Source organism: Massilia mucilaginosa (genome assembly GCF_011682145.1).
GTDB classification, from domain to species: Bacteria; Pseudomonadota; Gammaproteobacteria; order Burkholderiales; family Burkholderiaceae_D; genus Telluria_A; species Telluria_A mucilaginosa.
The window spans coordinates 24,941-49,478 of the sequence record NZ_WHJH01000009.1 but is presented as its reverse complement, the minus strand read 5'-3'; the positions used below and the strand labels follow the sequence as shown (position 1 = coordinate 49,478).

The following is a 24,538-nucleotide window of genomic DNA, read 5'->3' as shown; positions in this document are numbered from 1 at the left end:
GGCGGTTTCCGCACCCTGGCGGCGCGCGCAAGCGTGCCGCCGGCATCGGGCCATGTATGAAAATCCTGTTGACCATCCTGCTCGGCGCCGCTTGCGCGCCCGTCCATGCCCGCACCCCGGCAGTCAATCCGATGCCGGACGGCAGCCGCGACATGTACGTCGGGCTCGGCTTCGTCTCGGCCCCGGCCTACGACGGCGCGCGCCGCCCGCGCCGCATGGCGGTGCCGGTGCTGCAGGGCGAGTGGAGCAATGGTGTCTTTGTTTCTGGCATGAATGCCGGAATTCATCTGTCGGACCAGCCCTCGCTCGAATTCGGGCCGCTGCTGGCGGTCCAGGCCCGGCGCAGCGAATCGGGCAATGGCGCGTCGCTGGGCGGCGCATCGCTCAATTCGATGATCGTGAACACCTCGTCGCTGTCGCCGGAGGGCGGCGAGCCGCTGAACCAGCCCGGCAAGAACACGCGTAGCGCCGGTCCCAACCGCCTGTCCGGCATGGATGTGATCGACACGCGCCTGCAGATGGGCGCTTTCGTCAATGTCTATCTCAGTCCGAATGTGCGACTGACCAACAACGTGCTTGCCGGGGCCGGCAAGGGCTCCGACGGCGTCATCTGGAACCTGGGCATCCAGCGCGTGATGGAGCAGTCGTCGCCGCATCACCGGGTGGCGCTGGCGGCCGGCGTGAGCGTGGTCAACCGCAGCTACAACAGCAGTTTTTTCGGCGTCACGCAAGACGAGTCGGTGCGTAGCGGCAACCGCGCGTATGCGCCCGGTGCCGGCCTGAACGGCGCCAGCGCCGGGGTGCGCTGGCACTGGTCACTGACGCCGTCCTGGCTGCTGATCAATAACGTGCAAGCAACCCGCGTGCTTGGCGACGCGCGCAAAAGCCCGCTGGTGGAGCGTCCCACCGGTTTTCTCGTGTCCACCGCGCTCGCTTACCGGTTCTGATGATGAACGCGCCACGCCACCTCGCCTTGCTGCTCGCGCTGCTGTCCGCGGCCGGTAGCGCCAGCACGCGCGCCGCCGGCACGGAATGGCTCAGTTACCGCGATGCCTACCGGGCCATGATCGTCTTCGAAAAATATGGCCGTCCGAAAAACTATTTGCAGAACCAGATCCAGTTGGTGCCGGCGCGCAAGGGCGCGCTGCCCGACACGATACAGCTGAGCTTGCAGCTCAAGGGGAGCACCGTGCGCCTGCCGCTCGATGCCATCGGGCGCGCGGTGTTTCCGGTGCTCAAGGCCGCCTTCGACGAGAACGCGCCGCTGCTGATCGATGGCGGAGCCGGGCCGGTCAGTTTCCGCGCGCGCGTCTCGATTGTGCCGCACACCGATGGCGTGTACGACAGCGCCGAGCTGCGCGCCGCCTGCGCCCAGGCGCTCGACTACCAGCGCTACATCGGCACCAGCGCGCGCGGCAGCGCCTGTGTCGGCGTGCGCTTCGTGTATCCGGCCGAGGGGCCGGCGCCTCAGTTGCGCGTGCGCGGCAACGGGCAGCCGGCGCTGTTGCCGGTGGCGCTGGGCGCGGCCTTTCCCGGCGACGAGCATGGCGCTTACCGCGTCGTCAATTATCGCTTCGACGACCACGCCAGCGCCGGCCAGCTGCTCGCGGCCAGCTCGCCGCTGGCGATCGCGCCGCTCATCGAGTAGCGGGCCGGACGGCGCGGCCGGATGGCGCGACGATGTCGAATACACATTTACGACAATTGCCAGACATGTCGAGGCGGAAAGGGAAACCGTTAGCATCTAAGCTATGCGCATCGGGTTTTCCGTTCGCCCTCGATGCTCCGGTGTCGTGGGCTTTTTTTATTCCCAGAGTCTGTCTCAGTAGATCGGGGGAAGCTGATGGTGATGCATGGCAAGCGCGGGCAAGGCGTGCGGAGGCCGCATGGCTCCCCATGCAACGACGAACAACGCCGCCCCCGCTTTCCAGGCGCGCCAGCAGCGACTCCGATCTGCTGAGACAGGCTCTTAGTACCAGCATGATGGCGATGCAGCGGGCCGCGCGAAGGCGCCCGCCATCGGCGCATCGTGGGATGCCGCCACGCGCACGCAGGCGCGTGCGGCCTTGACGAAAACTCAGCAATTTCGGCGATGTTGGCGGCAGGCCGTAAAATGGCGGCTGATCATCTTTTCGGCGATATTCATGAGAACCCTTTTTGCCCTTGCCCTGGCCGGCGCAGTTCCCGCCGCCTGGGCCCAGACTCCCGCCAGCAATCCGATGCCGGATGGCAGCAGCGACATGTATGTCGGGCTCGGCGCCGTCTCGGCCCCGCGCTACCAGGGGTCGGGCGAGCACCGGGTCACCGCCTTGCCGCTGGTGCAAGTTCAGTGGAGCAACGGGGTATTCATCTCGGGCATGAGTGCGGGACTGCATCTGTCGTCCAATCCCGTGCTCGAATACGGTCCGATGCTGGCCGTGCTGGCGCGCCGCAGCCATGAGGGCAGCTACGACGCGATAGGCGTGCCGCTCGGCAGCCTGGACCTGTCGGGTACGCAGAACAAGCCGGCCACCCCGGCCGGTGGCACGCCGACCCGTCCGAGCGTGGCGCCGCCCGCGGTCGATGAGAAGGCGCCGCTGGCCGGGCAGCGCAGCGGCAACCGCCTGGCCGGCACCGAAGCCATCGGTGCGCGCCTGCAGGGTGGGGTGTTTTTCAACTATTATCTGACGCCGACTTTGCGTGTGACCAACAACTTGCTGGCAGGCTCGGGGCGCGACCGCCATGGCGCCAGCTGGACCGTGGGCTTGCAGCATGTGACCCGCTCGCTCGCGCCGCACCATAGTGTGTCGCTGGCGGCCGACTTGACCATGGTCAACCGCAGCTACAACCAAAGTTATTTCGGGGTAAGCTTGCGTGACACCATGAACAGCGGCAACATGCCGTACGCACCCGGCGGCGGGCTGCGCGACGTGGCCGTCAGCGCGCGCTGGAACTGGGCGCTGTCGCCGGGATGGATGATCAGCAGCGGCGCGCGCGCGGCGCGCCTGCAGGGCGACGCGCGGCGCAGCCCGCTGGTCGAGCGCGCCAACAATATCACTGTGTCCACCGGACTTGCTTACCGATTCTGATCATGCCATTCGTTCGCCACGTTTCCGCTCTGCTTGCCTTGCTGTTGACGGCAGGCGGCGCCACGGCCGATGATGCGGCCGGGGAGTGGCTCAGCTATCGCGATGCCTACCGCGCGATGGTGGTGTTCGAAAAATACGGCAGGCCCAAGAATTTCTTGCAGAACCATCTACAGGTGATGTTGAAAGAGAAGGGCGTGCTGGGCACCGGGCTGCAACTGAGCTTGCTCAGCAAGGCCAGCAGCCTGAGCCTGCCGCTGGACCCGACCGGGCGCGCCGTCTTTCCCCTGCTCAAAGCCGCCTACGACGATAACGCCACCCTGACCTTGACCAGCAACGTGAGCCAGTACGTGTTCCGCGCGCGCGTCTCGATCGTGGTGCGCTCGGACGGCGTGTACGAAACGAGCGACCTGCGCGCCGCCTGCGAGCAGGCGCTGATTTACCTGCGCCACGTCGATTCCTCGGCGCGCACCAAGCGCTGCAGCGGCGTGCGCCTGAGCTACCAGCGCAAGGGCACCGATCCGGTGGTCAGGCTGCGCAACGGCAGCGGCGACGTGGCCCTGCTGGCGGTGGCCGACGGCGCCACCTTCGGCGACGACAACAATGACGGCTTCCGGGTCGTCAACTATCGCTTCGGCGACCACGCCGACAAGGGTCAGCTGGTGACGCAGAGCGCGCCGCTGGTGATCGCGCCGCTGCTCGAGTAAGGCCCACGCGACGCGCCCGCGCCTTGCTACATCTGGAGACAATTTCCCCACAGGCCGGGCACACATGGTCCATTGTGGAAGGGTTACTATTAATTTAGGCAACATTTTAAATTAATCAATCTTTCCATCATGGGGCGTTCGACGCGCCCGCTATCTTGAGACAATTCCATGACCCAAGCAAACTACCTGCGTTTCGCCGTCCCTCTGGCCAGTGCCATGCTGCTCGCCGCCTGCGGCGGCGGCAGCGATCCGGCACCGGCCGCCACGCCGGCGCCGCCGCCAGTCGAGGCCCCGCTGCCGCAGCCCGGCAACCCGGCCCCGCTGCCGCCGGTCATGTCGCAGCCGGTCGAGATAGTCATTTCGCCGCCGATGCCCGACATCGTGATATCGCTGCCTGGCGAGGCACTCAAGCCCGAACGCGTGGTGGCGGGGATCACCGTCGAGCCTTTCGTGCAGCGCGCCCGTCAAAGCGCGTGCGGCCAGTATGCGAACCGCCTGTTTGTGGCCGACAAAAAATACGTGTTCTCGGCGGCGGAAGGGGATTGCGCCAGCACCACCGAGCAATACGTCCTGTATGGCGCAACGGCCGATGTGAAGCTGTGTTCGCTTACCATGGACGACATGCGCAGCCACATCAAGCGCGGCTGTACCGATCCGGCCTTGCAGCCGCTGGTGGAAAAAATGGTGTACATGCAGCGGCGCGGCACAGTCGCGTATGAAGGCACGCTACTGGAGGAAATCCGTTTCCTGCCGAAGGAGGGCAGCCGCCTGCCGTTCTACTCGCTGGCGCAGAACCCCAACTCCGGGGTCCAGGGCGCGCGCCAGCAAGTGATCCGCGACGCCACGACGCTGGCCTCGGTCTGGACCGGGCCGGTCGGCATGGACAGCAGTCCGGTCAATTTCGAGACCGAGATGGTCATCGCCGTGTTCGGCGGCGGCACCAGCGCCTGCGGCCAGTTCGGCATCCGCGCCGTGCGCAGCGCCGGCGCCGGGCTGGTGGTCGAATATGGACAAGACACTGTCCCGGCCGGCACTGCCTGCACCCTCGCCATCAATACCCCGATGCAGCTGGTCGTGGTCGACCGCATCGACGTGCCGGTGACGTTCACCCAGGTCGCGCCGCAAGCCGTGGCGTTCCGCACGCTGGAGCAGGACGACGCCCAGACCTACGGGAACCGGCAGCGGCTGGTGATCAAGGATGCGCAAGCCTGGGCGGCCTTGTGGAAGCAGCACATCCAGGCCGCCGCCCTGCCGGAGATCGACTTCAGCAAGCAGATGGTGGTGGCCGCTTTTGCAGGCGGCAAGCCGTCCGGCGGCTACGGCCTGGAGATCGGCGGCGTCGACAGCGTCGGCGGCAAGCTGCGCGTGACCGTGATCGAATCCGCCCCGGGCCGGTATAGCCGCGGCATCACGACGGCCAGCCTGACCAACCCGGTGCGCTTCGTGGTGCTTGCGCGCAGCGACGAGCCGGTCGAGTTTGTCGAACAGATGTCGCTGTACCGCTGACATGGCAGGCCGGGGCGCGCGGGCGTGGACGGCTGCAGGGTAAGCGTTTACTATTCGCGTACGCAATATTTGTTTTAGATTAATGTTTCCATGTGAGGGCTTGCGGCTCGCGCGTGTTCTTGAGAGATTGTCCATGACCCGAGCTAAACGCTTGCACCTTGTTCTTCCGATGGCCGGTTTGCTGTTGCTGGGCGCCTGCGGTGGCGGCAGCGATTCGGCGCCAACCCCGACCCCGACCCCGACCCCGACCCCGACCCCGACCCCGACGCCGACGCCAACCCCGACCCCGACGCCAACCCCGACGCCGACGCCGACACCGCCAGACTTCGGCATCGAGATGACCCCGTTCGTCCAGCGGGCGCGTGAAGTTGATTGCGGGCAGTATTTCAACCGTCTGCTGGTGCTCGATCGGAAGTATGTGTTCTCGGCCGTCAGCGGCACCTGCGCCAAACTCGGGCCATACCCGGTGTATGGCAACAATCCCGAACAATACACGCTGTATGGCGCCAGGCCCGATATCGTCCTGTGCTCAGGCACGCGGGTGACCGATCAGGTGGAGTGCACGGATCCTGCGCTGTACCCGCTGTACAGAAGAATGCTCACGGCTCAACAGTTTGTACCCGGTTCCGTCGACGCCATGAGCCTGCGGGAAGTCCTGTTCCCGCCCAGGGACGGCAGTCGCATGCCCCTTAATCCGCTCGAGAAGGAAAGCGCCTCGGGCATCCAGGCGCCGCGCCAGCTCGTGATCCGCGACGCCGCCACGTTTGCCGCCGTATGGGCCGAACATCAGGCTGGCAGGGCCACGCCGGCCCCGCTGCCCAAAGTCGTCTTCAAAAACGAAATGGTGATTGCCTTGTTCGGCGGCGCGGGCGGTTCCTGCCACCGGGTCGGCCTGCACTCGGTGATGGTCAGCGGCGACAAGCTGGTGGCCGCGTACGAGCAAGGCACTGCGACCACGCCCGGTGCGGTGTGCGGCGGCCTGCCTGCGACGCCGATGGAAATGGTGGTGATCGACCGCAGCGATGCCCCGGTCGAGTTCCAGGCCGTTTCGCCCGACCGTGTGGTGTTTCGCGCGATCGAGATGTCGCCGATGTCGGCAATTGCCGAAGCGCGCCACGTGGTCATCAAGGATGCCGCCACCCTGGCGGCGCTGTGGAAAGAGCATGGCCAGTCGGACCTGCCGAGCGTTGACTTCAGCAAGCAGATGGTCGTGGCCGCATTCCTCGGCCGTCGCAGCGTTGGCGCGCACTGGCTCCACATCGGCGCTATCGAGCGGGTTGGCGGCAAGTTGCGCGTCATCACGGTCGAGAACGCCCTGGGGCGCTACAGCCTGGGTATTCCGGTCGCCGCTGGCGTGTCGCCGGCGGCGATGGCGGTACTGGACAAGTCCGACGCACCGGTCGAGTTCGTTGCTCAGCTAGTGTATCAGCGCTGATCCGCGGCTTGCGCGTCGCGGCGCGCAAGCGCAAGCCGTCAAGCCCAGGCCGAGGGCGAAAACAGGTAGCCTTCGCCCCACACGGTCTTGATCTTTTCGGAGTCGACGTCGTCGAACTTGCGGCGCAGCTTGGAGATGCAGTTGTCGATGCTTCGGTCGAGCCCGTCGAATTCGATGCCGCGCATTTTTTTCAGCAGGGCGTCGCGCGAGAGCACGCGCCCGGCCGATTCGGCCAGCACCAGCAGCAGCTTGTATTCGGTATTGCTGAGCAGGCAATGCTCGCCGCGCCACGTCACCACGCGGTCGCTGGCGATGATCGACAGGGCGCCGAATTCGAGCGCCGCCGGATCGGCGTTGCCGACCTTGCCCTGGGCCCGCCGCAGCAGGGCGCGCAGGCGCGCCAGCAGCACGCGCGGCTGGACCGGCTTGTTGACGAAATCGTCCGCGCCCTGTTCCAGCACCGACACTTCGTCGTAGGAATCTTCGCGCGCGGTGAGGATCAGGATCGGGGTTTCGCTCAGTTCGCGGATCTGGCGGCACACCACCATGCCGTCGAGGCCCGGCAGCATCAGGTCGAGAATGACCACATCCGGCGTGAGCGCCTTGAAACGTTCGAGCGCGGCATCGCCACGCGTGACCAGGTCGACCGTAAATTCGTACCCGGCCAGGTACTCCATGACCAATTGCGCCAGGCGCGCATCGTCCTCCACCAGCATGACTCGAAACATGAATTTTCTCCTAGCCGCCCATTGTATAAGAGCTACTACGAAAAATGGCAGTTGCAGGCCGCTGCGGACAATTTGCTACACTTTGACGACACTTGGCTGGCTTACTGCTGGGGAACGCAGACTTCCAGTACCTTTTCGATGCGTTCGTTGAGGATCGTGCGCGCGGCCGGCGCATCCAGCACTTTATTGGTCACCAGTTTTTCACCCGCCGAACTGGTGCGGAACTGTTCGTAGTCCACCATTTCATCTTCGGTAAAGCGCGGCAGCGCTTCCGGCAGCGGCTCGCCGGCGGCGGCGAACACGCCCAGATAACCGTGCTTGGCGAATTTCTTGCCGACCGACTTGGCCATGAAGGATTGGGTGCGCATCAATTCCTTGCTGTCGAGATTCGACACCAGCAATTGTTTGAATACCTCGTCAAAACTGGCCGGATCGAGTCCCTGCACGCATTTCAACTGTTCCGGCGTGACTTTGCCCTGTTTGGCGCCGGCCTTGATCGACAATTGCAAGCCGATCATGGCCGGTTTCGAGAAGACGGCGGCAGTCGCCGCATTGACCGCCTGGGCCTGCACCGCGCCGCTCAGCATCAAGGCGGCGGGGAAGGCCAGCATGGCCATGGAACGTCCGGACAATGCAGGAAAACCCGGGCGTGAACGACGCGTGCGCAACAAGCAGGCTTTGTGTGGGGTATTCATGTCACCGTCCATTCTTCTCAAGTCACTTTCCTATCAAAAGCGCGGGTACGCCGTCATCGTTCGGAAGGGCTAAGTCAGCCGTGTTGCCGAACATTATGACTGATCTACGGACATTTGTGTGCATGAAAAGCAACACTGGTAAACAGGGGTAACATTCGTCATTTTAAGAAAAATGCCTTGGATGATGCGGTCAAATTCAATGATCGCCTGACGAAAGCCTGGTGAAGTGTCCTAAATGCAATCAGTCATTAAATTCCGCGCGGACACTATTTAATCGAACTGTTGCTTCTTGGAGAGTTTCATCATGGTCCATCACCGCCGTGGTGAATCCGCGGTCCATTCTGGTGCGTTCGAGTATGCCGGATCGTTCGATGCGCACCAAAACGCGGCACACGCAGCGCATTAACTGTTCAACATAGGCGTTGGCCTCGTCGATATCAATATCGTCATCGGTCAGATAATCGCTGATCGCCTCGCGGTACGTATCCCAGCCCGGATCCCAGTGCGGCTGCTCCTGGTTGAAATCCTGGTATTTCCAGTCGCCGAAATTGGTTTTCAATTCCGCCAGCTGGGCCGCGCTGTACTGGAAGCGCTCGATATATTCCCTGGCGGTGCCGGCAAAGGCAGCCTCGCTGTTAAAGCACAGCAGGAACATGCCCATGTCGGCCATGCAGTCGATGCCGAAGCCATAGAAACTCTCGTCCTGGTGTTCCGCGGCGAATTGGCGGATCGATTCCACCGACAGGGCAAACAGCTGGTCTTCGATGGGGAGCAAGTCGGGTGCCTGCATGGAAAGTCCTTGTGATCGTTGGCATAAAAAAAGAAGCCTGTGCTGGCGCAGAGGCTTCTTTTCGGAAGGGGCGGCAGGCGCGCGCTGGGCGCGCCTGCCTTCAATCAGGCCGCGTTTTGCGCGACGAAGTCCCAGTTGACCAGGCCCCAGAAGGACTCGACATACTTGGCGCGGGCGTTGCGGTAGTCGATGTAGTAGGCGTGCTCCCAGACGTCGCAGGTCAGCAGCGGCTTGTCGCCGGTGCACAACGGGCAGGCGGCGTTCGAGGTGTTGACGATGTCGACGCCGCCGTCGGCTTTTTGCACCAGCCAGGTCCAGCCCGAACCGAAGTTGCCGAGGCAGGACTTGGTGAATTCTTCCTTGAATTTGTCGAACGAACCCCATTTGGCGTCGATCGCGTCGGCCACTTTGCCGCTTGGCGCGCCGCCACCGTTCGGCTTCATGCCGTTCCAGTAGAAGGTGTGGTTCCACACCTGGGCTGCGTTGTTGAACACGCCGCCGGAGGACGTCTTGATGATCTCTTCGAGCGACAGGTTCTCGAACTCGGTACCCTTGATCAGGTTGTTCAGGTTGGTCACATAGGTCTGATGATGCTTGCCGTAGTGGTATTCCAGCGTTTCTTTCGAAATGTGGGGAGCCAGGGCGTCCATTTCATACGGCAGAGGCGGCAGTGTGTGTTCCATGATGTGTCCTTTTTGTTTGGAAAAGCGTCAATGATTCTGAACCGGTGCTTATTGTAATTCGGATGCGCGTTCGTTGCTTATTTGCTTCGCGCCGGCAAGCCGGCTTGCCCTGCGGACCGCGCGGCCTGTGGTGTTCACTCCAGCCGGGGCTGGACGCTGGCCACGCCGAGCTCGGCGCTGCCCTCGGCCAGGCGCACCGTGAGCGGCTGGCCCGGCTTGATTTGCGCCGGCGAACGCAGCACCGCGCCCTTGGCGTCGCGCACGATGGCGTAGCCGCGTTCGAGCGTGCGCTGCGGGTTCAATAGTTCGAGTTGAAACGCCAGCGCGCCGAGCGCATCGCGTTTCTGGCCGAGCTGGTTGGCCAGGGCGCTGGCGTACCGGCGCTGCTGCGAGGAAATCTCGCTGCGCAGGGCGCGCACATCGGGCCGATGGCTGGCCCAGCGCGCGCGCAACTGCGCCAGCAAATAGCCCTGGCGCTGCACCGGGGCGCGCAGCGCGTGCGTCATCGCGGTCGACAGCGCCACCAGTGCGAGGCGCTGATGGCCGATGCGCGCCGACGGGCTGAGCAGGCGGCGCTGCCAGTTGTCCAGGCTCTGGTGCGCTTCGTTCAGGGTGTGGCGCATGGCGCGCCGCAGGTCGCCGGCATCGGCCGACAGCGAGGCGAGCCAGTCCGCGCGCGGGGTGGCCGCCAGTTCGGCGGCGGCGGTCGGGGTGGCCGCGCGCAGGTCGGCGGCAAAGTCGGCAATGGTGAAATCGGTCTCGTGGCCGACCCCGGCGATGACCGGCATGCCGCAGTTGGCGATCGCGTGCGCCACCACTTCTTCGTTAAAACTCCACAAGTCTTCGATCGAGCCGCCGCCCCGGCATACCAGCAGCACATCGACCTCGGCGCGGCGCGAAGCTGTCTGAATCGCACCGGCAATCCGTTCGGCCGCGCCCTGGCCCTGCACCGGAGCCGGGTAGAGCACGATGCGCACATGCGGTGCGCGGCGCTTGAGCGCCGACAGGATATCGCGCAGCGCCGCCGCCTGCGGGCTGGTGACGATACCGACGCTGCGCGTGAACAAGGGCAGGGGACGCTTGCGCTCCTGGTCGAACAGGCCCTGCGCGCCGAGCTTGTCTTTCAGGCGCAGGAAAGCTTCGTACAGCGCCCCCACGCCGGCGCGCCGGATCGCCTCGACATTGATCTGGTAGTCGCCGCGCGCGCCGTACAGGGTCACCAGGGCGCGCACCTCGACCTTGTCGCCTTCGCGCGGGATGAAGCCGGCGTACTGGGCGCGGCCGCGGAACATCACCGCGCGCACCTGGGCCGCGTCGTCCTTGAGCGTGAAATACCAGTGGCCGGAACTGGCCTTGGTGAAATTGGACACTTCACCGCTGATCCAGGTCAGCGGAAAGGAGCGCTCCAGCAGGCGCGCCACCTGGGCATTGAGCGCGGTGACGGTCAGCACCGGCGGCGCCTGCGGCGGCGCAAAAAACGGCGGATCTTGGTCGAAATCGTTTTGCATGGGAAGAGTTCCGGAATAACTGTCCACAGAAGGTTGAGGCGGTCATGCTTATGTCACATTTCGCCAAAAACAACAAGAGTTTTTTCTAAGTCGATGATTTTAAAAGAAAAAGCCGAGCTGCCGGTTTTCAGTGCAATGCCCGAAAAGCCTGTTAAATCAAGCACTTTGACGATCCCGGCGGGAGTTGCTCACAAAGTTATCCACAGAAATTGTGTGGAAGTTTTGCCGTACCGACAGAAAGCGGCCTGCCTCAAACTTGCGCACCGGGTTGTAATCCTTTTGTAATCAAGTACTTGCGCGCTTGCAAACGACATTGCACACAATCTTGTCCACAGAAGCTGTGCAGAACTGCCGGGTTTGTCCGGCGCGCAGCCTCCGCGCCGACCCTGCCTGCAATTTAAGCACGACCGTTTTACTATTTGAAATCAATGACTTAATGCCGAGTTAAGCGGCTTGCTCACAATGTTGTCCACAAAAGGTGTGCAGAACGCCTGGACTTGTCCACCGCATCCCGCAAACCCGAAAATGGGCACCCGCAAGCCCGTTTTGGGCGCCCGCAACGGGCTTTATCCCCGCTTGCATCATTATTGTGCACAGTCATTTTCTTCAATGAAAGCAAAGAGTTAGTGCGAAAACGGCGGCTTTGCTCACAATCTTATCCACAAAAGATGTGCAGAAGATTGTAGTCCCAGCCTGCCTTGTTTTTACGCTTGAATCTTTTTCCCTTTCGAATCAGGCACTTGACTACCCACCCCCGGTATTGCTAACAATCTTATCCACAGTTTTTGTTCAGAACATCGATGCAATTTTTAATTTTCCACATGCTTAGTTTTTACGCATGGCAAACTTTACCTTTAAAATCAAGGACATCAGGACGCTTGGGCCTGCTTGCGCACAATCTTATCCACAGAAGGTGTGCAGAAGTGGACTTGCCGAGTGACGGGCAACACGTTACATTGCCGGGGTTCGTTCTTATCAAGAATTATCATTCACTCAGGAGTTTGTTTTGCTGCCCATTCTTCAAGCTGCAGGTTTGCCTGTCATACCATTGCTGATCGCCTCCCTGGTGGCCTTGGCCTTGATCGTCGAGCGCATTATTTATCTGCGCCGCGCCAAAATCCTGCCACCGCAATTGCTCGATGAAGTGGTGCGCGTCTATCACAACGGCAAAATCACCAAGGACGTGGTCGACTCGCTGGAAAAGAACTCCCCGCTCGGCGTCGTGCTTGCCGCCGCCCTGCGCAATGTCGATGCGCCGCGCGAGGTGATGAAAGAATCGATCGAAGAAGCCGGCCGCGGCGTGGCCCACGTGCTGGAACGCTTCCTGACCACGCTTGGTACCATCGCTTCGCTGGCCCCGCTGATGGGTCTGTTCGGCACGGTGATCGGCATGATCGAGATTTTCGGCTCGACCAACTCGACCGGCGCCAATCCGGCCCAGCTGGCTCACGGTATTTCGGTCGCGCTCTACAACACCGCCTTCGGTATCGCCATTGCCATGCCGGCCCTGATTGCCTATCGCCACTTCCGCGCCCTGGTCGACAGCTTCATCATCGACATGGAAATGCAGGCAGTCAAATTCGTCGACATCGTGCACGGTGCCCGCAAATGATGAATTTTCGCCGCGGCCAGAAACGTGAAGATCCAGAGATCAACCTGATCCCCTTCATCGATGTGCTGCTGGTGGTGCTGATTTTCCTGATGGTCACGACCACCTACAGCAAGTTTACCGAGTTGAAGATTACCTTGCCGACCGCCGACGCCGAAAAGGCGCTGGAAAAGCCGTTCGAACTGAACGTCACGGTCGATGCCAAGGGTAACTACACGATCAACAACCAGCCGGTCTCGTTTTCCAACGTGGCCAACCTGGCGTCCGACCTGAAAGCGGCTGCCACAGCCGGCCAGGCGGCGGCCAGCGGCGACAAGAGCCCGGTCGTGGTCATCAACGCCGACCAGTTCGCGATGCACCAGATGGTCATCAACGTGATGGAAGCGGCGCGCATGGCAGGCTACGACAAGCTGACCTTCGCCGCCCAGACCGGCGAGAAGAAGTAAGCTCACACAGCGCAGGCGAAGCGATTCGCCTGCCGCCCCCTGCCTGCCACCTCGTGTCCTCCTCCTCCTCCCTCGAAACGACCCTCACGCGCGCCTGGCTGCGGCGCGGCGCGCTTGCGTGCGCGCTGTGGCCGCTCTCCCTGCTGTTTCGCGCCCTCAGCGGCCTGCGTGCGCTGCTGTTCCGGGCCGGGCTTCTGAAGTCGACCCGGCTGCCGGTGCCGGTTATCGTGGTCGGCAATATTTTTATCGGCGGCACCGGCAAGACGCCGCTCACGATCTGGCTGGCCGAGGCTTTGCGCGCGGCCGGTTTCAATCCCGGCATCATCTCGCGCGGGCACGGCGGCAGCGACAGCGCTGCGCGCCAGGTCACGCCCGACGCCCCCGCGCGCGAGGTCGGCGACGAGCCGCTGCTGATCGCGCGCCGCACCGGCTGCCCGGTGGTGGTGGGGCGCGACCGTGGCGCCGCCGGACGCGCCTTGCTGGCCGCTCACCCGCAGGTCGACGTGATCCTCACCGACGACGGCTTGCAGCACTACGCCTTGCAGCGAGATATCGAAATCATGCTGTTCGACGGACGCGGTGCCGGCAACGGCTGGCTGCTGCCGGCCGGCCCCCTGCGCGAAGCGCCCTCGCGCCGGCGCGACTTCACCATCGTCAACGCGCCCGAACTGACGCCGGCCTTGCGCCAGGCGGTCGGCGGCGCGCCGTTCCGCATGCAGCTGGCCGGCGAGTTCGCCGAACCGCTGGCGCGTCCGGGCGAGCGCGTGCCGCTCTCAAGCCTGCGCGGCCGGCGCATCGTCGCCGCCTGCGGCATCGGCAATCCGCAGCGCTTCTTCACCTTGTTGCGCGGCGCCGGCCTGGAGCTCGTCGAACTGCCGCTTCCGGACCATCACGATTTCCTCGACCTGCCTTTTGCCGCTGTCGACGCGGACATCATCCTGATCACCGAGAAGGATGCAGTAAAATGTGCGCAAATTGAAAATCTCAAAAACGACCCGAGACTGTGGGTCGTACCGGTGACGGCGCAGCTTGATAGCGTGCTGGCCCAACAAATTGTGGAGAAATGTCGTGGATGCTCGACTGCTTGATATCCTGGTCTGCCCCGTATGCAAGGGCCCGCTCGAACTGGACAAAAAGGCCCAGGAACTGATCTGCCGCGGCGACCGCCTGGCGTTTCCGATCCGCGACGGCATTCCGATCATGTGGGCCGACCAGGCGCGCAAGATCGAAGCGCTGTAAGCGATGGGTTTCATCGTCATCATCCCGGCGCGCATGGCGTCGACCCGGCTGCCGGACAAACCGCTGGCCGACCTGGGCGGCAAACCGATGGTGGTGCGCGTGGCCGAACGCGCGGCCGCCTCGGGTGCCGCGCGCATTATCGTGGCCACCGACCATGAGGCCATCGCCGCCGCCTGCCGCGCGCACGGGGTGGAGGTGTGCATGACCTCAGCCGACCATCCGTCCGGCACCGACCGCATCGCCGAAGTGGCGCGCACCCTGAACCTGGCGCCGGACGCGGTGGTGGTCAACCTGCAGGGCGACGAGCCGCTGATCGACCCGGCCCTGCTGGCCGCCAGCGCGGCCCTGGTCGGGCCTGAGGTGCCGATGGCCACCTGCGCCCATCCGCTGCACGAGGCCGCCGACGCCTTCAATCCGAACGTGGTCAAGGTGGTGCTCGACAAGCTTGGCCGCGCCATGTATTTTTCGCGTGCCACCATTCCGTGGCACCGCGACGGCTTTGCGCAGTCGAAGGACAGTCTGCCGGCGGCCTATGTTGCGCTGCGCCATATCGGCCTGTACGCGTACACGAATGCCTTCCTGCAAACCTATCCGACCCTGGAACCGGCGCCGCTCGAAGCGGTCGAAGCACTTGAGCAGTTGCGCGTGCTGTGGCACGGTTTCCCCATCGCCGTGCATGTCACAAGCAGCGCACCGGCGGCCGGCGTCGACACCCCCGATGATCTTGAACGGGTGCGCCGGCATTATGCGAGTTAGCTTTGCTACGGCGCAGCATGCATGCCGGTTCTCATCCGTAACCGACGCATAGCTTGCGCCAGATCAAGCAAAAAAATGGCGAATACGCCCTCTGATTGGCGTTTTCCGCGACTTTTGTGGTAAGTTTCGTACCAAGGTAGTCAAGTATGCATCGCCACCAATTTTAAAATCTGTTTTAGGAATGTTCATGCGTCTGATTCTGTTAGGAGCTCCTGGAGCCGGCAAAGGCACCCAAGCTAACTTCATCAAGGAAAAATACAATATTCCGCAAATCTCGACCGGCGACATGCTGCGCGCCGCGATCAAGGCCGGCACCGAGCTGGGCATTGCGGCGAAAAAAGTGATGGATGCGGGCGGTTTGGTGTCGGATGACATCATGATCGGCCTGGTCAAGAATCGCCTCAAGGAATCCGACTGCCAGAACGGTTACCTGTTCGACGGCTTCCCGCGCACCATCGCGCAGGCCGACGCCATGAAGGACGCCGGCATCAATGTCGATTACGTACTCGAAATTAACGTGCCAGACGAATTCATCGTCGAGCGCATGAGCGGGCGCCGTTCCCATCCGGGTTCGGGGCGCGTGTACCACATCACGAACAATCCGCCAAAAGTGGACAACGTGGACGATCTCACCGGCGAGCCGCTGATCCAGCGCGACGACGACAAGGAAGAAATCGTCAAGCAGCGCCTGTCGGTCTACCATAACCAGACCGAAGTGCTGCTGGGCTACTACAACCAGTGGGCGCAATCGGGCTTGCCCGGCGCGCCGAAGTACCGCCGCATCTCCGGCATCGGCCCAGTCGAGCAAATCCGCGAGGCGGCGTTCGCGGCACTGTCGGAATAAATGTAGCGAGAACACAAGAGCGGACTTCGGTCCGCTTTTTTGATGGCCGCGCCCTGCGGCCGTCGAAGCACCCATGGTTTGTCCTGCCTGGCCGCGCTCCGCGGCCGGCGTTCCCGGATTTTTTTGTACTCAAGGTTTTGCAGTACGCAGTAAGGTTGGCCCATCTCTTTCACACATGTGGTTGGAGCGGTCTTTCGAATGTGTTGTTGTGTTACTTGATAAAAAAGCGAGGGGACGATATGACAGCAAGATTTCTTGTCTTTGCAGTTGTGTGCGGCGTCATTGCCGTGGTTTACGGATTGGTCACGCGCAGCTGGATTCTGCGCCAGGACCCGGGCAACGCCCGCATGCAGGGCATCGCCCAGGCCATCCAGGAAGGCGCCGCCGCCTATCTCGGGCGCCAGTACCGCACCATCGCCATGGTCGGCGTGGTGCTGCTCATCGCCATCGGCGTCCTGCTCGACCTCAACACCGCGCTCGGCTTCCTGATCGGCGCGGTGCTCTCCGGCGCGTGCGGCTTCATCGGCATGAACGTCTCGGTGCGCGCCAATGTGCGCACCGCGCAGGCCGCCACAAAAGGCATGAACGAAGCGCTCGACGTCGCCTTCAAGGGCGGCGCGATCACCGGCATGCTGGTGGTTGGCCTCGGCCTGCTCGGCGTGACCCTGTTCTACTGGATGCTCACTGCCCAGGCGGCCGGTGGCAGCGCCACCCAGCATGACGTCATCAAGCCGCTCATCGGGCTGGCCTTCGGCGCTTCGCTCATTTCCATTTTCGCGCGCCTCGGCGGCGGCATCTTCACCAAGGGCGCCGACGTCGGCGCCGACCTGGTCGGCAAGGTCGAAGCCGGCATTCCCGAAGACGATCCGCGCAACCCGGCCGTGATCGCCGATAACGTCGGCGACAACGTCGGCGACTGCGCCGGCATGGCCGCCGACCTGTTCGAAACCTACGTCGTCACCCTGATCGCCACCATGCTGCTGGGCGCGCTCATGATGGCCACCCCGGGCGGCGAAGCGGTGATCTATCCGCTGCTGCTGGGGGCGGTGTCGATCATTGGCTCGATTGTCGGCTGCTCGCTGGTCAAGGCCAAGCCGGGCAAGAAAATCATGTCGGCACTGTACACCGGCCTGTGGTGGGCCGCCGGCCTGTCGCTGATCGGCTTCGCCGGCGTGACCTGGATGGTCTGGGGCGACGACGCCATGCGCATGAAGATGATGGGCTGCGCCCTGGTCGGCATCGTCCTCACCGGCCTGATGGTCTACATCACCGAGTACTACACCGGCACCGACTTCAAGCCGGTCAAGCACATCGCCGAAGCCTCCACCACCGGGCACGGCACCAACATCATCGCCGGCCTCGGGGTGTCGATGAAATCGACCGCCTACCCGGTGCTGGCCGTGTGCGCGGCAATCCTGGCCTCCTACCAGATGGGGCAGCTGTACGGCATCGCGATTGCCGCCACCTCCATGCTGTCGATGGCCGGCATCATCGTCGCGCTCGACGCCTACGGGCCGATTACCGATAACGCCGGCGGCATCGCCGAAATGTCGGGCATGCCCGAATCGGTGCGCGCCATTACCGACCCGCTGGACGCGGTCGGCAACACCACCAAGGCCGTCACCAAGGGTTACGCCATCGGTTCGGCCGGGCTGGCCGCGCTGGTGCTGTTCGCCGACTACACCCACGCCCTCGAATCGGTCGGCAAGCAGGTCTCGTTCGACCTGTCGAACCCGATGGTGATCGTCGGCCTGTTCATCGGCGGCCTGATTCCCTACCTGTTCGGGGCCATGGCGATGGAAGCGGTGGGGCGCGCCGCCGGCGCCGTGGTGGTCGAGGTGCGGCGCCAGTTCCGCGACATCAAGGGCATCATGGACGGCACCGGCAAGCCGGAATACGACAAGGCGGTCGACATGCTGACCGCCTCGGCCATCCGCGAAATGATCCTGCCCTCGCTGCTGCCGGTGGTGGTGCCGGTGGTGGTCGGCATGCTGCTGGGGCCGGCCGCGCTGGGCGGGCTGCTGATGGGCACCATCGTCACCGGCCTGTTCGTCGCCATTTCCATGACCACCGGCGGCGGCGCCTGGGACAACGCCAAGAAATACATCGAAGACGGCCACTTCGGCGGCAAGGGGTCGGAAGCGCACAAGGCCGCCGTCACCGGCGACACCGTGGGCGACCCGTACAAGGACACCGCCGGTCCCGCCGTCAATCCTTTGATCAAGATCATCAACATCGTCGCGCTGCTGCTGGTGCCGCTGCTGCCGGTGACCGGCTGGATCGCGGTGACGGTGCCGCCGGCCCATCCGCCCGTCAATACGGTGGTGCCGGGTCCGGTGGTTCAGGCCATGCCGGCCACCCTGCTTGCGGCACCCGCCCGCTGAGCGCTTGGCATGTGTTCACATGTAATTTTTCTGTGACAATTGATTACTGGTTTCAAATTTGTAAACATCGTAATGTTCCTTCTTTACCAATATTTCCAAGTCTGAAGGAACGAAGCGATGAAAAATTTGACAACCCGTTTCATCCGCGGCGGCGCCCTTGCCAGCGGCTTGCTTTGCCTGGCTGGCATCAGCGCCTGCGGCGGCGGCGACGACAGCACGACGCCGGTCAAGCAGCCCGACCCGATGCTCGCGTCACTGCCGGCGACGGCGGCGGCGATCAGTGTCCAGCCGAAGACGCAATCGGTGCAGGCCGGCGAGCCAGCCACCTTTTCGGTGGCGGCCAGCGGCTCGGGCACGCTGAGTTACCAATGGTGGCGCAACGGCGTCGAGATTGCGGGCGCCACCAGCGCCACCTACACCACGACGGCGGCCACCCTGGCCGACAGCGGCGACGTGTTCAGCGTCGCCGTGCGTAACCAGGCCGCCACCGTCACCAGCGATGCCGTGGCCCTGCAGGTCGAAGGCATCGGCGCGCGCGTGCTGGCCGGCGGCGCGATTGTCCCGGGCCGCGCCCAGCTTGATGGCGTCGGCAAGCAAGCTTACTTTCTCTCGGCTGGTGCGATTGCCGGCGATGGCGCTGGCAACCTGCTGCTGGTCGATACCCAGAACAAGTCGGTGCGCAAGATCACGCCTGCCGGCGTGGTCAGCACCCCGATCGCCGGCCCGAAAACCACCCCGGCGCTGCAGTTCCCGCGCGACATCGCGGCCGGCCCGAACGGCATTACCTACGTCACCGACAGTGACACCGAGGCGGCCTCCATCTTCGTGCTGAAGATTGCTGCCGATAACGTGATCAGTCCGCTTGTGCTCGGGGCCACGCGGGGCGACCCGGAAGGTCCTGGCATCGCGCCGCCGGTATATACCGCCATGACCAGCGACGCTGGCGGCAACCTGTACGTCGCCAGCGAAGTGACGCGTCCCGGCGAGCCGGAGTGCAGCTCCTGTTTCAAACGCGCCATCGTGCGTAAAATTGCTCCGGATGGCAAGGTGACGATCGTGTTTGAAAGTACGGGCGGCCACTCCGTCAGCCCCGCCATCACCGGCATCGCGGTCGACAAGAATGGCAATCTGTACGTGCTGGACCGGGGCATCCGCAAGGTCGATGCCAACGGCGTCGCCACCACCCTGGTGGGTACCGACCAGGCCTTCATCAAAGCCATCGCGCTCGACGCCGGCGGCAATCTGTATTTCGCCACCGAGCCGTTCAGCGGCCGCCCGAGCACCTGGCCTGTCCATGCCATCGGCAAGATCGCGCCGGACGGCAAGGTCACCGTCGCGGCCGATCCGAACGGCAGCGATGCCCGCTTCAAGAGCGCCGCCTGGGTCACCCAGCCGGCCGGCCTGGCGACGGACGCCGCCGGCGCGCTGTACGTGAGCGGCAACGGCCGCGTGCTCAAGCTGGTGCTGCAATAACACGGCCAGGCCGTCCGCTCGCCCGAGTGGACGGCCTGGCTGTCGTGGTGGCGCAAAGCCGACGCTTTAGCGCCACGCTTGCAAAAAATCATCGGCAAAACGATGTTTGTTTTGCAAGCTCAACGTACTATTTCTGTTCGTCGTCCTTGACGCTCATTCATTCCTTTTCCGCCAGGACGATGCGTCCCGGCCAGTTGTCAGGCCGCTTCCCACTGACCCGAAGGATGAACGATGAACATGACGACACGGCTGCTCATGCTGGCAGCGCTTGCTCTTTCCGCCGTTTCCGCCAGTGCGCAAACCCCGGCGCGCATCGATACCGCCGCCTTTTCCATAGTGAACCAATGGGGCGATGCGGCCGATATGCTGCTGTCGGACGCCAATGGCGTTACCCGCATCGGCCTCGTTGCCGCCGCCAGCGACCTGTTCGTCACCACCTCGCGCTATTCGGAAGGAAATTTCTACGGCGGCCTGTTCGAAGTCACCGTGCACAGCGGCTACCGGGTCACCGGATTGTCGTTTTCCGGCACCTTCGAAGGCACGCTCAAGGTAGCGCCCAACCCGGATGGCACGCCCGGCAATGGCTTCGCCTACAACTCCGGCAATATCGAGTTCAGCGCCGGTTCGCGCCCGTACGGCATTCTGTATGGCGAGCATACCCAGCGCGTCGACATGCTCGACGGCGCCGTCCCGCTCACCATGTCGAGCGAAGGCTTGTCCCTGACCACCGATTTCAACCTGTCGCTGCAAGGCATGGTCCTGGTCTCGGCCTACCCGTCAGAGACGCCGCAGGATCCGTCCGGCATCGATTCCTTCGCCAGCCTGCGCGTCGTCAACCCGGTGTTCACGATCTACACCATGGCGGTGCCCGAAGCGGAGGCGTGGGCCATGCTGGTGGCGGGGCTAGGTGTGGTGGGATCGGTCGCGCTGCGCAAAAGCTTGGGCAATATGCAAGATTGCCAGTATGATAGGCCTTGTCAATACGTTAATGTAGCGCTCACCGAAAGAACCTGATGACTTTTTACTTGCCCCATGCCGCACTGTTCGCACTCGCGCTTGCCAGCGCTCCCGTACTTGCCCAAGGGCCGATCAAGCTCGACGCTTCCCGTTTTTCGATACAAAATGAATGGGCCTACGCGTCCGATGTCATCGCATCGGACGTCAACGGCGTTACCCGGATCAGCCTGACCGATGCCGCAACAACGCTCAAGACCTCCAGCACCTTCGGCGATAACGGCGATGGCTACGGCGGCAATTTTACCGTCACCTTGCGTCCCGGCTACCGGATGACCGGGTTTTCGGTGTCCGGCACCGCTTTCGGCGATCTCGGCGCGATCACCGAGCCGGGTGGCCAGCCTGCCGACGGCCATACCGAGAACGCGATGGAAGTGGACCTGATCGCCTACACGCCGGCCACCGGCACGGTCGCCAGCACGCACGTCAAGTACGACATGCTCCACGGCAAGATCCCGTTTGTGCTGGCCAGCACGCCGCTGTCGCTGACGGGCGAGGTCAGTTTGTCGATGTGGAATATGGTGACCGTTTCTGCCTGGCCCTACTACCTGCCCGGGCATCCGGATGGCGGTATGGGCGCGCAAATCAACCCCCTGGCCACGATGCAATTTCTGAACCCGACCCTGACCATCTATACCTCGGCCGTGCCGGAGCCGGAAACCTACGCCATGCTGCTGGCCGGCCTGGCGGTCATCGGCCTGGCGCGCCGCCGCCGCCGGCCTGCCTGAGCCGGCCGGTCCCTTACAGCACGCACATCCGGTCCGCTTCCTCGCGCAGCGACGCGCGGAAGTCCGGATGGGCGATCGCGATCAGCGCCTGCGCGCGCTGCTTGGCCGACTTGCCGCGCAACTGCGCCACGCCATACTCGGTCACCACATAATTGATGTCGTTCTTGCTGGTGGTGGCGTGCGTGCCCGGCGTGAGCGTGGACACGATGCGCGAGATGGTGTTGTCCTTGGCCGTCGACGGCAGCACGATGAACGACTTGCCGCCGCGCGAACGGTTCCCGGCGCGCACGAAGTCGACCTGGCCGCCGGTGCCGGAATAGGGCAGGTGGGCGATGCTCTCCGAGCCGCACTGGCCCAGCAGGTCGATCTGCAAGGTCGCGTTGATCGTCATCAGCTTGTCGTTTTGCGCCGCCAGGTAAGGGTCGTTGGTGAAGTTCGACGGATGCATCTCGATCATCGGATTGTGGTGCAGGAACTTGTACAGTTTTTGCGAGCCGAGCGCGAAGGTCGCCACCATCTTGCCCGGCATGAAGGTCTTCTTGCGGTTGGTGACCGCGCCCGCCTCGATCAGGGTCAGGATGCCGTCGCCGATCATCTCCGTGTGGATGCCCAGGTCGTGCTTGGAGGTCAGCTGCATCACCACCGCGTCCGGAATGCCGCCGTAGCCGATCTGCAGGGTCGAACCGTCGTCGATCATGTCGGCCACGTACTTGCCGATCGCTTCCTGCACCGCGCCAATCTTCGGCAGGCCCACTTCCAGGATCGGATCGAAGCTTTCGACCAGCGCCGTCACCTGCGACACATGCACGTGGCACTGGCCGTGCGCGAACGGCACGTTGGGATTGACTTCGAGGACCACCGCGCGCGCCTTGGCGATGGCCGCCATGGTGTAGTCGACCGCCAGGCTCAGTGAAAAGAAGCCATGTTCATTCATCGGCGAGGCCATGGCGAAGACCACGTCGGCGGGCGTGAGGCCCTGTTCGAACAGGCCCGGGAGCTCGGAAAAGTAGTTCGGGATGAAGTCGCACCAGCCGCCCTGGCCGGACGCACGCGAGGCGCCGCCGAAAAACAGCGAGGCATGGCGCACGTGATGCGCCGTGTCCTGGTCGAAGTAGCCGAATTTGCGCATGGCCAGGATCTGCGCCACTTTCACGTCGTGGAATTGCTGGCGCTGGTCTGACAGAGCGGTCAGCAGGGCGGGTGGCTCGCCCACGCCGGTCGGCACGACGATCATGTCGCCGTCGCGCACGAGGCGCAGGGCATCAAAGGGCGTGGTGAGTTTTTGCTGGTAAAGCTGGTGCGGGGTTTGCATGGCTGTCTCCTTTTTATGCGTGAATAGTACCGCAGGAAACTGACCAAGCGCTTACTCCAGGCGCGCGCGCCAGCGCTCGGCCTCGCCGTCGCGGCCGAGCGCGAGCAGGGCGTCGACCACACGTCCGATATAGCCGGCCGGGCGGTGATCGGGCGAGGGATGGCTGCCGGCGAAGTCCCACAGGCGCTGCGCCGCGTCGACGATGCCGGCGCTGTCGGCGGCGTCGAGACGGTATTGCAGCAGGCCCTCGTGCTGCTCCCCGAACGGGATCACCGCCAGTCCTTTTTCGTGCAGCACCGGGATGCGCGCATCAAACGGGTCGAGCGCCCGGTAACGGTTCGCCAGCTTGCAGCACAGGATGGCGTACAGACGGATGTGCGCATCGCGGAACATGCCGCTGCCGGTCTCGAAGAAGCGCTCGAACAGCACCAGCGCCTGTTCGTCGTAGCGCGTGGCCAGCGCCGCGACGGCGTCGCCCGGCCAGCTCTCGTGCTCAGGCAACTGCTGCCGCGTCGCTTCCATCAGCGCCATGGCGATGCCGTAGCACCAGGCGGCGCTGGGCGAGTCGATGAAGGGCATGGCCAGCGCCTGCGCCACGCCGTGCACGCGCATGCGGCACAGCCAGAGCTTCGGCACCACATCCGAATTGGCCAGCGCCGGGTCGCGCACCGCCGCTTCCAGCAAGGGCAGGGCGCGCGCGGTATCCTGCTGCGACAACAGCCGCAGGCCTTGCGCCGCGTCGATGGCGCGGTGGCCGGGAGCGCGTTCGCGCGCCAGTTGCAGGTACCCGTCCTGCGTGTCGGGGCCGGCGGCATAGGCCAGCGTCAGCGGCCAGTACGGGTTGCGCGAGCTGCCGAGATCAAGCTGCTCCCGCGCCAGCGCACAGGCGCGCCCGGACGAGACAGGGCGTTCGTTGAAGGCCGACTCGAACGCCAGCGCCGCCGCGTCGTCGGTAAGACCGGCTTCCATCAGCCAGTCGAGCAGCACGGCGCTGGCATTGTCGTCGCTGTCGGTATAGGTGCCGTAGCGGCCTTCGCGTGCCCGGGCGATGGCAAGATCGAGCCGGCCGAGCCGGAACTGCGCGTTCGCTTCGAGCCGCGCGATGCGGATCTCGAGATCGCGCCGGTTGGCCGGCGCCATGCCGGCCGGCCGCAGCGCGCGGATATGCGCGGCCACGAAGCCCATGCGCTCCGGTACCAGGCGCGCCAGGTCGCGCGCCAGCGCCAGGCAGTCGTTGAAGGATAGCGTGCCGCCGTCATCGAGCATCCGGTGCAGCGCCGTGGTCCCCTCGGCATGCGCCTGCCCGCTGTCGCCCTCGCGCAGATGGCTGCGCCCGCGCAGGATGGCCAGTTGCGCCTGGTCCCAGGCGCGATAGCCGGCGCGCTCCGGGTCGGCCAGGCGCAGCGCGTACTGCGCGTCCAGGCAGCGGCGCTGCAGCGCAAACGCGCCGGCGTCGCCGCTTCGGTCGATCAACTGCTGCCAGCGCGCGTCCACGCCGGGCTGCCGGGGCGTGCGCGTGAGCGCATCGACGGCTGCTTCGAGCGCGGCGTCGGTCTGGTCGAGGAAAGCGTCAGGCTGGCTGGCGCTGCTCGCATCGGGATGACTGGTCATGGTGT

23 protein-coding genes are annotated in these 24,538 nt (G+C 64.0%); 16 read left to right on the top strand and 7 right to left on the bottom strand.

What is annotated here, in order from left to right:
* Positions 1-56: 56 nt before the first annotated feature.
* From F2P45_RS10500 to F2P45_RS35625, 6 genes are all read left to right on the top strand, one after another.
* Positions 57-947, top strand: coding sequence for a MipA/OmpV family protein (locus F2P45_RS10500; protein WP_166873922.1), 891 nt, complete (start codon positions 57-59; stop codon positions 945-947).
* Positions 948-949: 2 nt separating this feature from the next.
* A complete protein-coding gene (locus tag F2P45_RS10495) occupies positions 950-1,648 on the top strand; it encodes a hypothetical protein (protein WP_229505016.1) in 699 nt (232 codons plus the stop codon).
* 496 nt (positions 1,649-2,144) lie between these two features.
* On the top strand, positions 2,145-3,068 hold the full coding sequence (locus tag F2P45_RS10490; protein ID WP_166873920.1) for a MipA/OmpV family protein: 924 nt from the start codon (positions 2,145-2,147) through the stop codon (positions 3,066-3,068).
* Between the two features lie 2 nt (positions 3,069-3,070).
* Positions 3,071-3,772 (top strand): hypothetical protein, encoded by a 702-nt coding sequence (locus F2P45_RS10485; RefSeq protein ID WP_166873917.1) that lies wholly within the window; start codon positions 3,071-3,073, stop codon positions 3,770-3,772.
* Positions 3,773-3,940: 168 nt separating this feature from the next.
* Positions 3,941-5,278: a protease complex subunit PrcB family protein gene (locus F2P45_RS10480; protein WP_166873914.1), complete on the top strand. Its 1,338-nt coding sequence runs from the start codon at positions 3,941-3,943 to the stop codon at positions 5,276-5,278.
* 133 nt (positions 5,279-5,411) lie between these two features.
* A complete protein-coding gene (locus F2P45_RS35625; RefSeq protein ID WP_166873911.1) occupies positions 5,412-6,713 on the top strand; it encodes a hypothetical protein in 1,302 nt (433 codons plus the stop codon).
* Between the two features lie 38 nt (positions 6,714-6,751).
* Here F2P45_RS35625 and F2P45_RS10470 read toward each other — a convergent pair whose 3' ends face one another.
* The 5 genes from F2P45_RS10470 to xseA all read right to left on the bottom strand — a co-directional run bounded on the left by F2P45_RS10470 (position 6,752) and on the right by xseA (position 11,117).
* Complete coding sequence (locus tag F2P45_RS10470) at positions 6,752-7,441, bottom strand: response regulator (protein ID WP_166873908.1); 690 nt, start codon at positions 7,439-7,441, stop codon at positions 6,752-6,754.
* 101 nt (positions 7,442-7,542) lie between these two features.
* Positions 7,543-8,058: a hypothetical protein gene (locus tag F2P45_RS10465; protein WP_166873904.1), complete on the bottom strand. Its 516-nt coding sequence runs from the start codon at positions 8,056-8,058 to the stop codon at positions 7,543-7,545.
* Positions 8,059-8,377: 319 nt separating this feature from the next.
* The gene (locus F2P45_RS10460) at positions 8,378-8,926 is read right to left on the bottom strand and encodes a DUF4303 domain-containing protein (protein WP_166873901.1); all 549 of its coding nucleotides are present in this window, start codon (positions 8,924-8,926) and stop codon (positions 8,378-8,380) included.
* A gap of 104 nt (positions 8,927-9,030) precedes the next feature.
* Positions 9,031-9,609, bottom strand: a complete 579-nt coding sequence (gene sodB / locus F2P45_RS10455) for a superoxide dismutase [Fe] (RefSeq protein WP_166873897.1) — start codon at positions 9,607-9,609, stop codon at positions 9,031-9,033.
* Positions 9,610-9,743: 134 nt separating this feature from the next.
* The gene (xseA, locus tag F2P45_RS10450; protein WP_166873894.1) at positions 9,744-11,117 is read right to left on the bottom strand and encodes an exodeoxyribonuclease VII large subunit; all 1,374 of its coding nucleotides are present in this window, start codon (positions 11,115-11,117) and stop codon (positions 9,744-9,746) included.
* Positions 11,118-12,123: 1,006 nt separating this feature from the next.
* Here xseA and F2P45_RS10445 point away from each other — a divergent pair.
* The 10 genes from F2P45_RS10445 (at position 12,124) to F2P45_RS36125 (ending at position 21,610) form a co-directional block, all read left to right on the top strand.
* Positions 12,124-12,729 carry a MotA/TolQ/ExbB proton channel family protein gene (locus F2P45_RS10445; RefSeq protein WP_166873892.1) on the top strand — a complete coding sequence of 202 codons (606 nt, stop codon included), beginning with the start codon at positions 12,124-12,126 and terminating at the stop codon, positions 12,727-12,729.
* Positions 12,729-13,172 carry an ExbD/TolR family protein gene (locus F2P45_RS10440; protein WP_166874242.1) on the top strand — a complete coding sequence of 148 codons (444 nt, stop codon included), beginning with the start codon at positions 12,729-12,731 and terminating at the stop codon, positions 13,170-13,172. The genes F2P45_RS10445 and F2P45_RS10440 overlap by 1 nt, the downstream gene beginning before the upstream one ends.
* A 53-nt stretch (positions 13,173-13,225) precedes the next feature.
* Positions 13,226-14,260 (top strand): tetraacyldisaccharide 4'-kinase, encoded by a 1,035-nt coding sequence (gene lpxK / locus F2P45_RS10435; protein ID WP_166873889.1) that lies wholly within the window; start codon positions 13,226-13,228, stop codon positions 14,258-14,260.
* On the top strand, positions 14,241-14,411 hold the full coding sequence (locus F2P45_RS10430) for a Trm112 family protein (RefSeq protein WP_099881687.1): 171 nt from the start codon (positions 14,241-14,243) through the stop codon (positions 14,409-14,411). Before lpxK ends, F2P45_RS10430 begins: the two co-directional genes overlap by 20 nt.
* Positions 14,412-14,414: 3 nt before the next feature.
* Complete coding sequence (kdsB, locus tag F2P45_RS10425) at positions 14,415-15,167, top strand: 3-deoxy-manno-octulosonate cytidylyltransferase (RefSeq protein ID WP_166873886.1); 753 nt, start codon at positions 14,415-14,417, stop codon at positions 15,165-15,167.
* A gap of 187 nt (positions 15,168-15,354) precedes the next feature.
* Positions 15,355-16,011 (top strand): adenylate kinase, encoded by a 657-nt coding sequence (gene adk / locus F2P45_RS10420; RefSeq protein ID WP_166873883.1) that lies wholly within the window; start codon positions 15,355-15,357, stop codon positions 16,009-16,011.
* Positions 16,012-16,250: 239 nt separating this feature from the next.
* The gene (locus F2P45_RS10415) at positions 16,251-18,395 is read left to right on the top strand and encodes a sodium-translocating pyrophosphatase (RefSeq protein WP_229505015.1); all 2,145 of its coding nucleotides are present in this window, start codon (positions 16,251-16,253) and stop codon (positions 18,393-18,395) included.
* A gap of 117 nt (positions 18,396-18,512) precedes the next feature.
* A complete protein-coding gene (locus tag F2P45_RS10410; RefSeq protein WP_166873880.1) occupies positions 18,513-19,868 on the top strand; it encodes a hypothetical protein in 1,356 nt (451 codons plus the stop codon).
* Between the two features lie 231 nt (positions 19,869-20,099).
* Entirely contained in the window at positions 20,100-20,882 is a 783-nt protein-coding gene (locus F2P45_RS35450) for a hypothetical protein (RefSeq protein ID WP_187367160.1), read from the top strand.
* A complete protein-coding gene (locus F2P45_RS36125; protein ID WP_229505014.1) occupies positions 20,882-21,610 on the top strand; it encodes a PEP-CTERM sorting domain-containing protein in 729 nt (242 codons plus the stop codon). Before F2P45_RS35450 ends, F2P45_RS36125 begins: the two co-directional genes overlap by 1 nt.
* 13 nt (positions 21,611-21,623) lie before the next feature.
* Here the strand turns inward: F2P45_RS36125 and F2P45_RS10395 are convergent, their stop codons facing one another.
* On the bottom strand, positions 21,624-22,922 hold the full coding sequence (locus tag F2P45_RS10395) for an acetyl-CoA hydrolase/transferase family protein (protein ID WP_166873877.1): 1,299 nt from the start codon (positions 22,920-22,922) through the stop codon (positions 21,624-21,626).
* Between the two features lie 51 nt (positions 22,923-22,973).
* Positions 22,974-24,533 carry a hypothetical protein gene (locus F2P45_RS10390; protein WP_166873875.1) on the bottom strand — a complete coding sequence of 520 codons (1,560 nt, stop codon included), beginning with the start codon at positions 24,531-24,533 and terminating at the stop codon, positions 22,974-22,976.
* Between the last annotated feature and the right edge of the window lie 5 nt (positions 24,534-24,538).

Bases quoted from the DNA above. Each gene is read 5' to 3' on its own strand.
- F2P45_RS10500 (WP_166873922.1), top strand. From the start codon at position 57: ATGAAAATCCTGTTGACCATCCTGCTCGGCGCCGCTTGCGCGCCCGTC.
- F2P45_RS10495 (WP_229505016.1), top strand. From the start codon at position 950: ATGAACGCGCCACGCCACCTCGCCTTGCTGCTCGCGCTGCTGTCCGCG.
- F2P45_RS10490 (WP_166873920.1), top strand. From the start codon at position 2,145: ATGAGAACCCTTTTTGCCCTTGCCCTGGCCGGCGCAGTTCCCGCCGCC.
- F2P45_RS10485 (WP_166873917.1), top strand. From the start codon at position 3,071: ATGCCATTCGTTCGCCACGTTTCCGCTCTGCTTGCCTTGCTGTTGACG.
- F2P45_RS10480 (WP_166873914.1), top strand. From the start codon at position 3,941: ATGACCCAAGCAAACTACCTGCGTTTCGCCGTCCCTCTGGCCAGTGCC.
- F2P45_RS35625 (WP_166873911.1), top strand. From the start codon at position 5,412: ATGACCCGAGCTAAACGCTTGCACCTTGTTCTTCCGATGGCCGGTTTG.
- F2P45_RS10470 (WP_166873908.1), bottom strand. From the start codon at position 7,441: ATGTTTCGAGTCATGCTGGTGGAGGACGATGCGCGCCTGGCGCAATTG.
- F2P45_RS10465 (WP_166873904.1), bottom strand. From the start codon at position 8,058: ATGGCCATGCTGGCCTTCCCCGCCGCCTTGATGCTGAGCGGCGCGGTG.
- F2P45_RS10460 (WP_166873901.1), bottom strand. From the start codon at position 8,926: ATGCAGGCACCCGACTTGCTCCCCATCGAAGACCAGCTGTTTGCCCTG.
- sodB (WP_166873897.1), bottom strand. From the start codon at position 9,609: ATGGAACACACACTGCCGCCTCTGCCGTATGAAATGGACGCCCTGGCT.
- xseA (WP_166873894.1), bottom strand. From the start codon at position 11,117: ATGCAAAACGATTTCGACCAAGATCCGCCGTTTTTTGCGCCGCCGCAG.
- F2P45_RS10440 (WP_166874242.1), top strand. From the start codon at position 12,729: ATGAATTTTCGCCGCGGCCAGAAACGTGAAGATCCAGAGATCAACCTG.
- kdsB (WP_166873886.1), top strand. From the start codon at position 14,415: ATGGGTTTCATCGTCATCATCCCGGCGCGCATGGCGTCGACCCGGCTG.
- adk (WP_166873883.1), top strand. From the start codon at position 15,355: ATGCGTCTGATTCTGTTAGGAGCTCCTGGAGCCGGCAAAGGCACCCAA.
- F2P45_RS10415 (WP_229505015.1), top strand. From the start codon at position 16,251: ATGACAGCAAGATTTCTTGTCTTTGCAGTTGTGTGCGGCGTCATTGCC.
- F2P45_RS10410 (WP_166873880.1), top strand. From the start codon at position 18,513: ATGAAAAATTTGACAACCCGTTTCATCCGCGGCGGCGCCCTTGCCAGC.
- F2P45_RS35450 (WP_187367160.1), top strand. From the start codon at position 20,100: ATGAACATGACGACACGGCTGCTCATGCTGGCAGCGCTTGCTCTTTCC.
- F2P45_RS36125 (WP_229505014.1), top strand. From the start codon at position 20,882: ATGACTTTTTACTTGCCCCATGCCGCACTGTTCGCACTCGCGCTTGCC.
- F2P45_RS10395 (WP_166873877.1), bottom strand. From the start codon at position 22,922: ATGCAAACCCCGCACCAGCTTTACCAGCAAAAACTCACCACGCCCTTT.
- F2P45_RS10390 (WP_166873875.1), bottom strand. From the start codon at position 24,533: ATGACCAGTCATCCCGATGCGAGCAGCGCCAGCCAGCCTGACGCTTTC.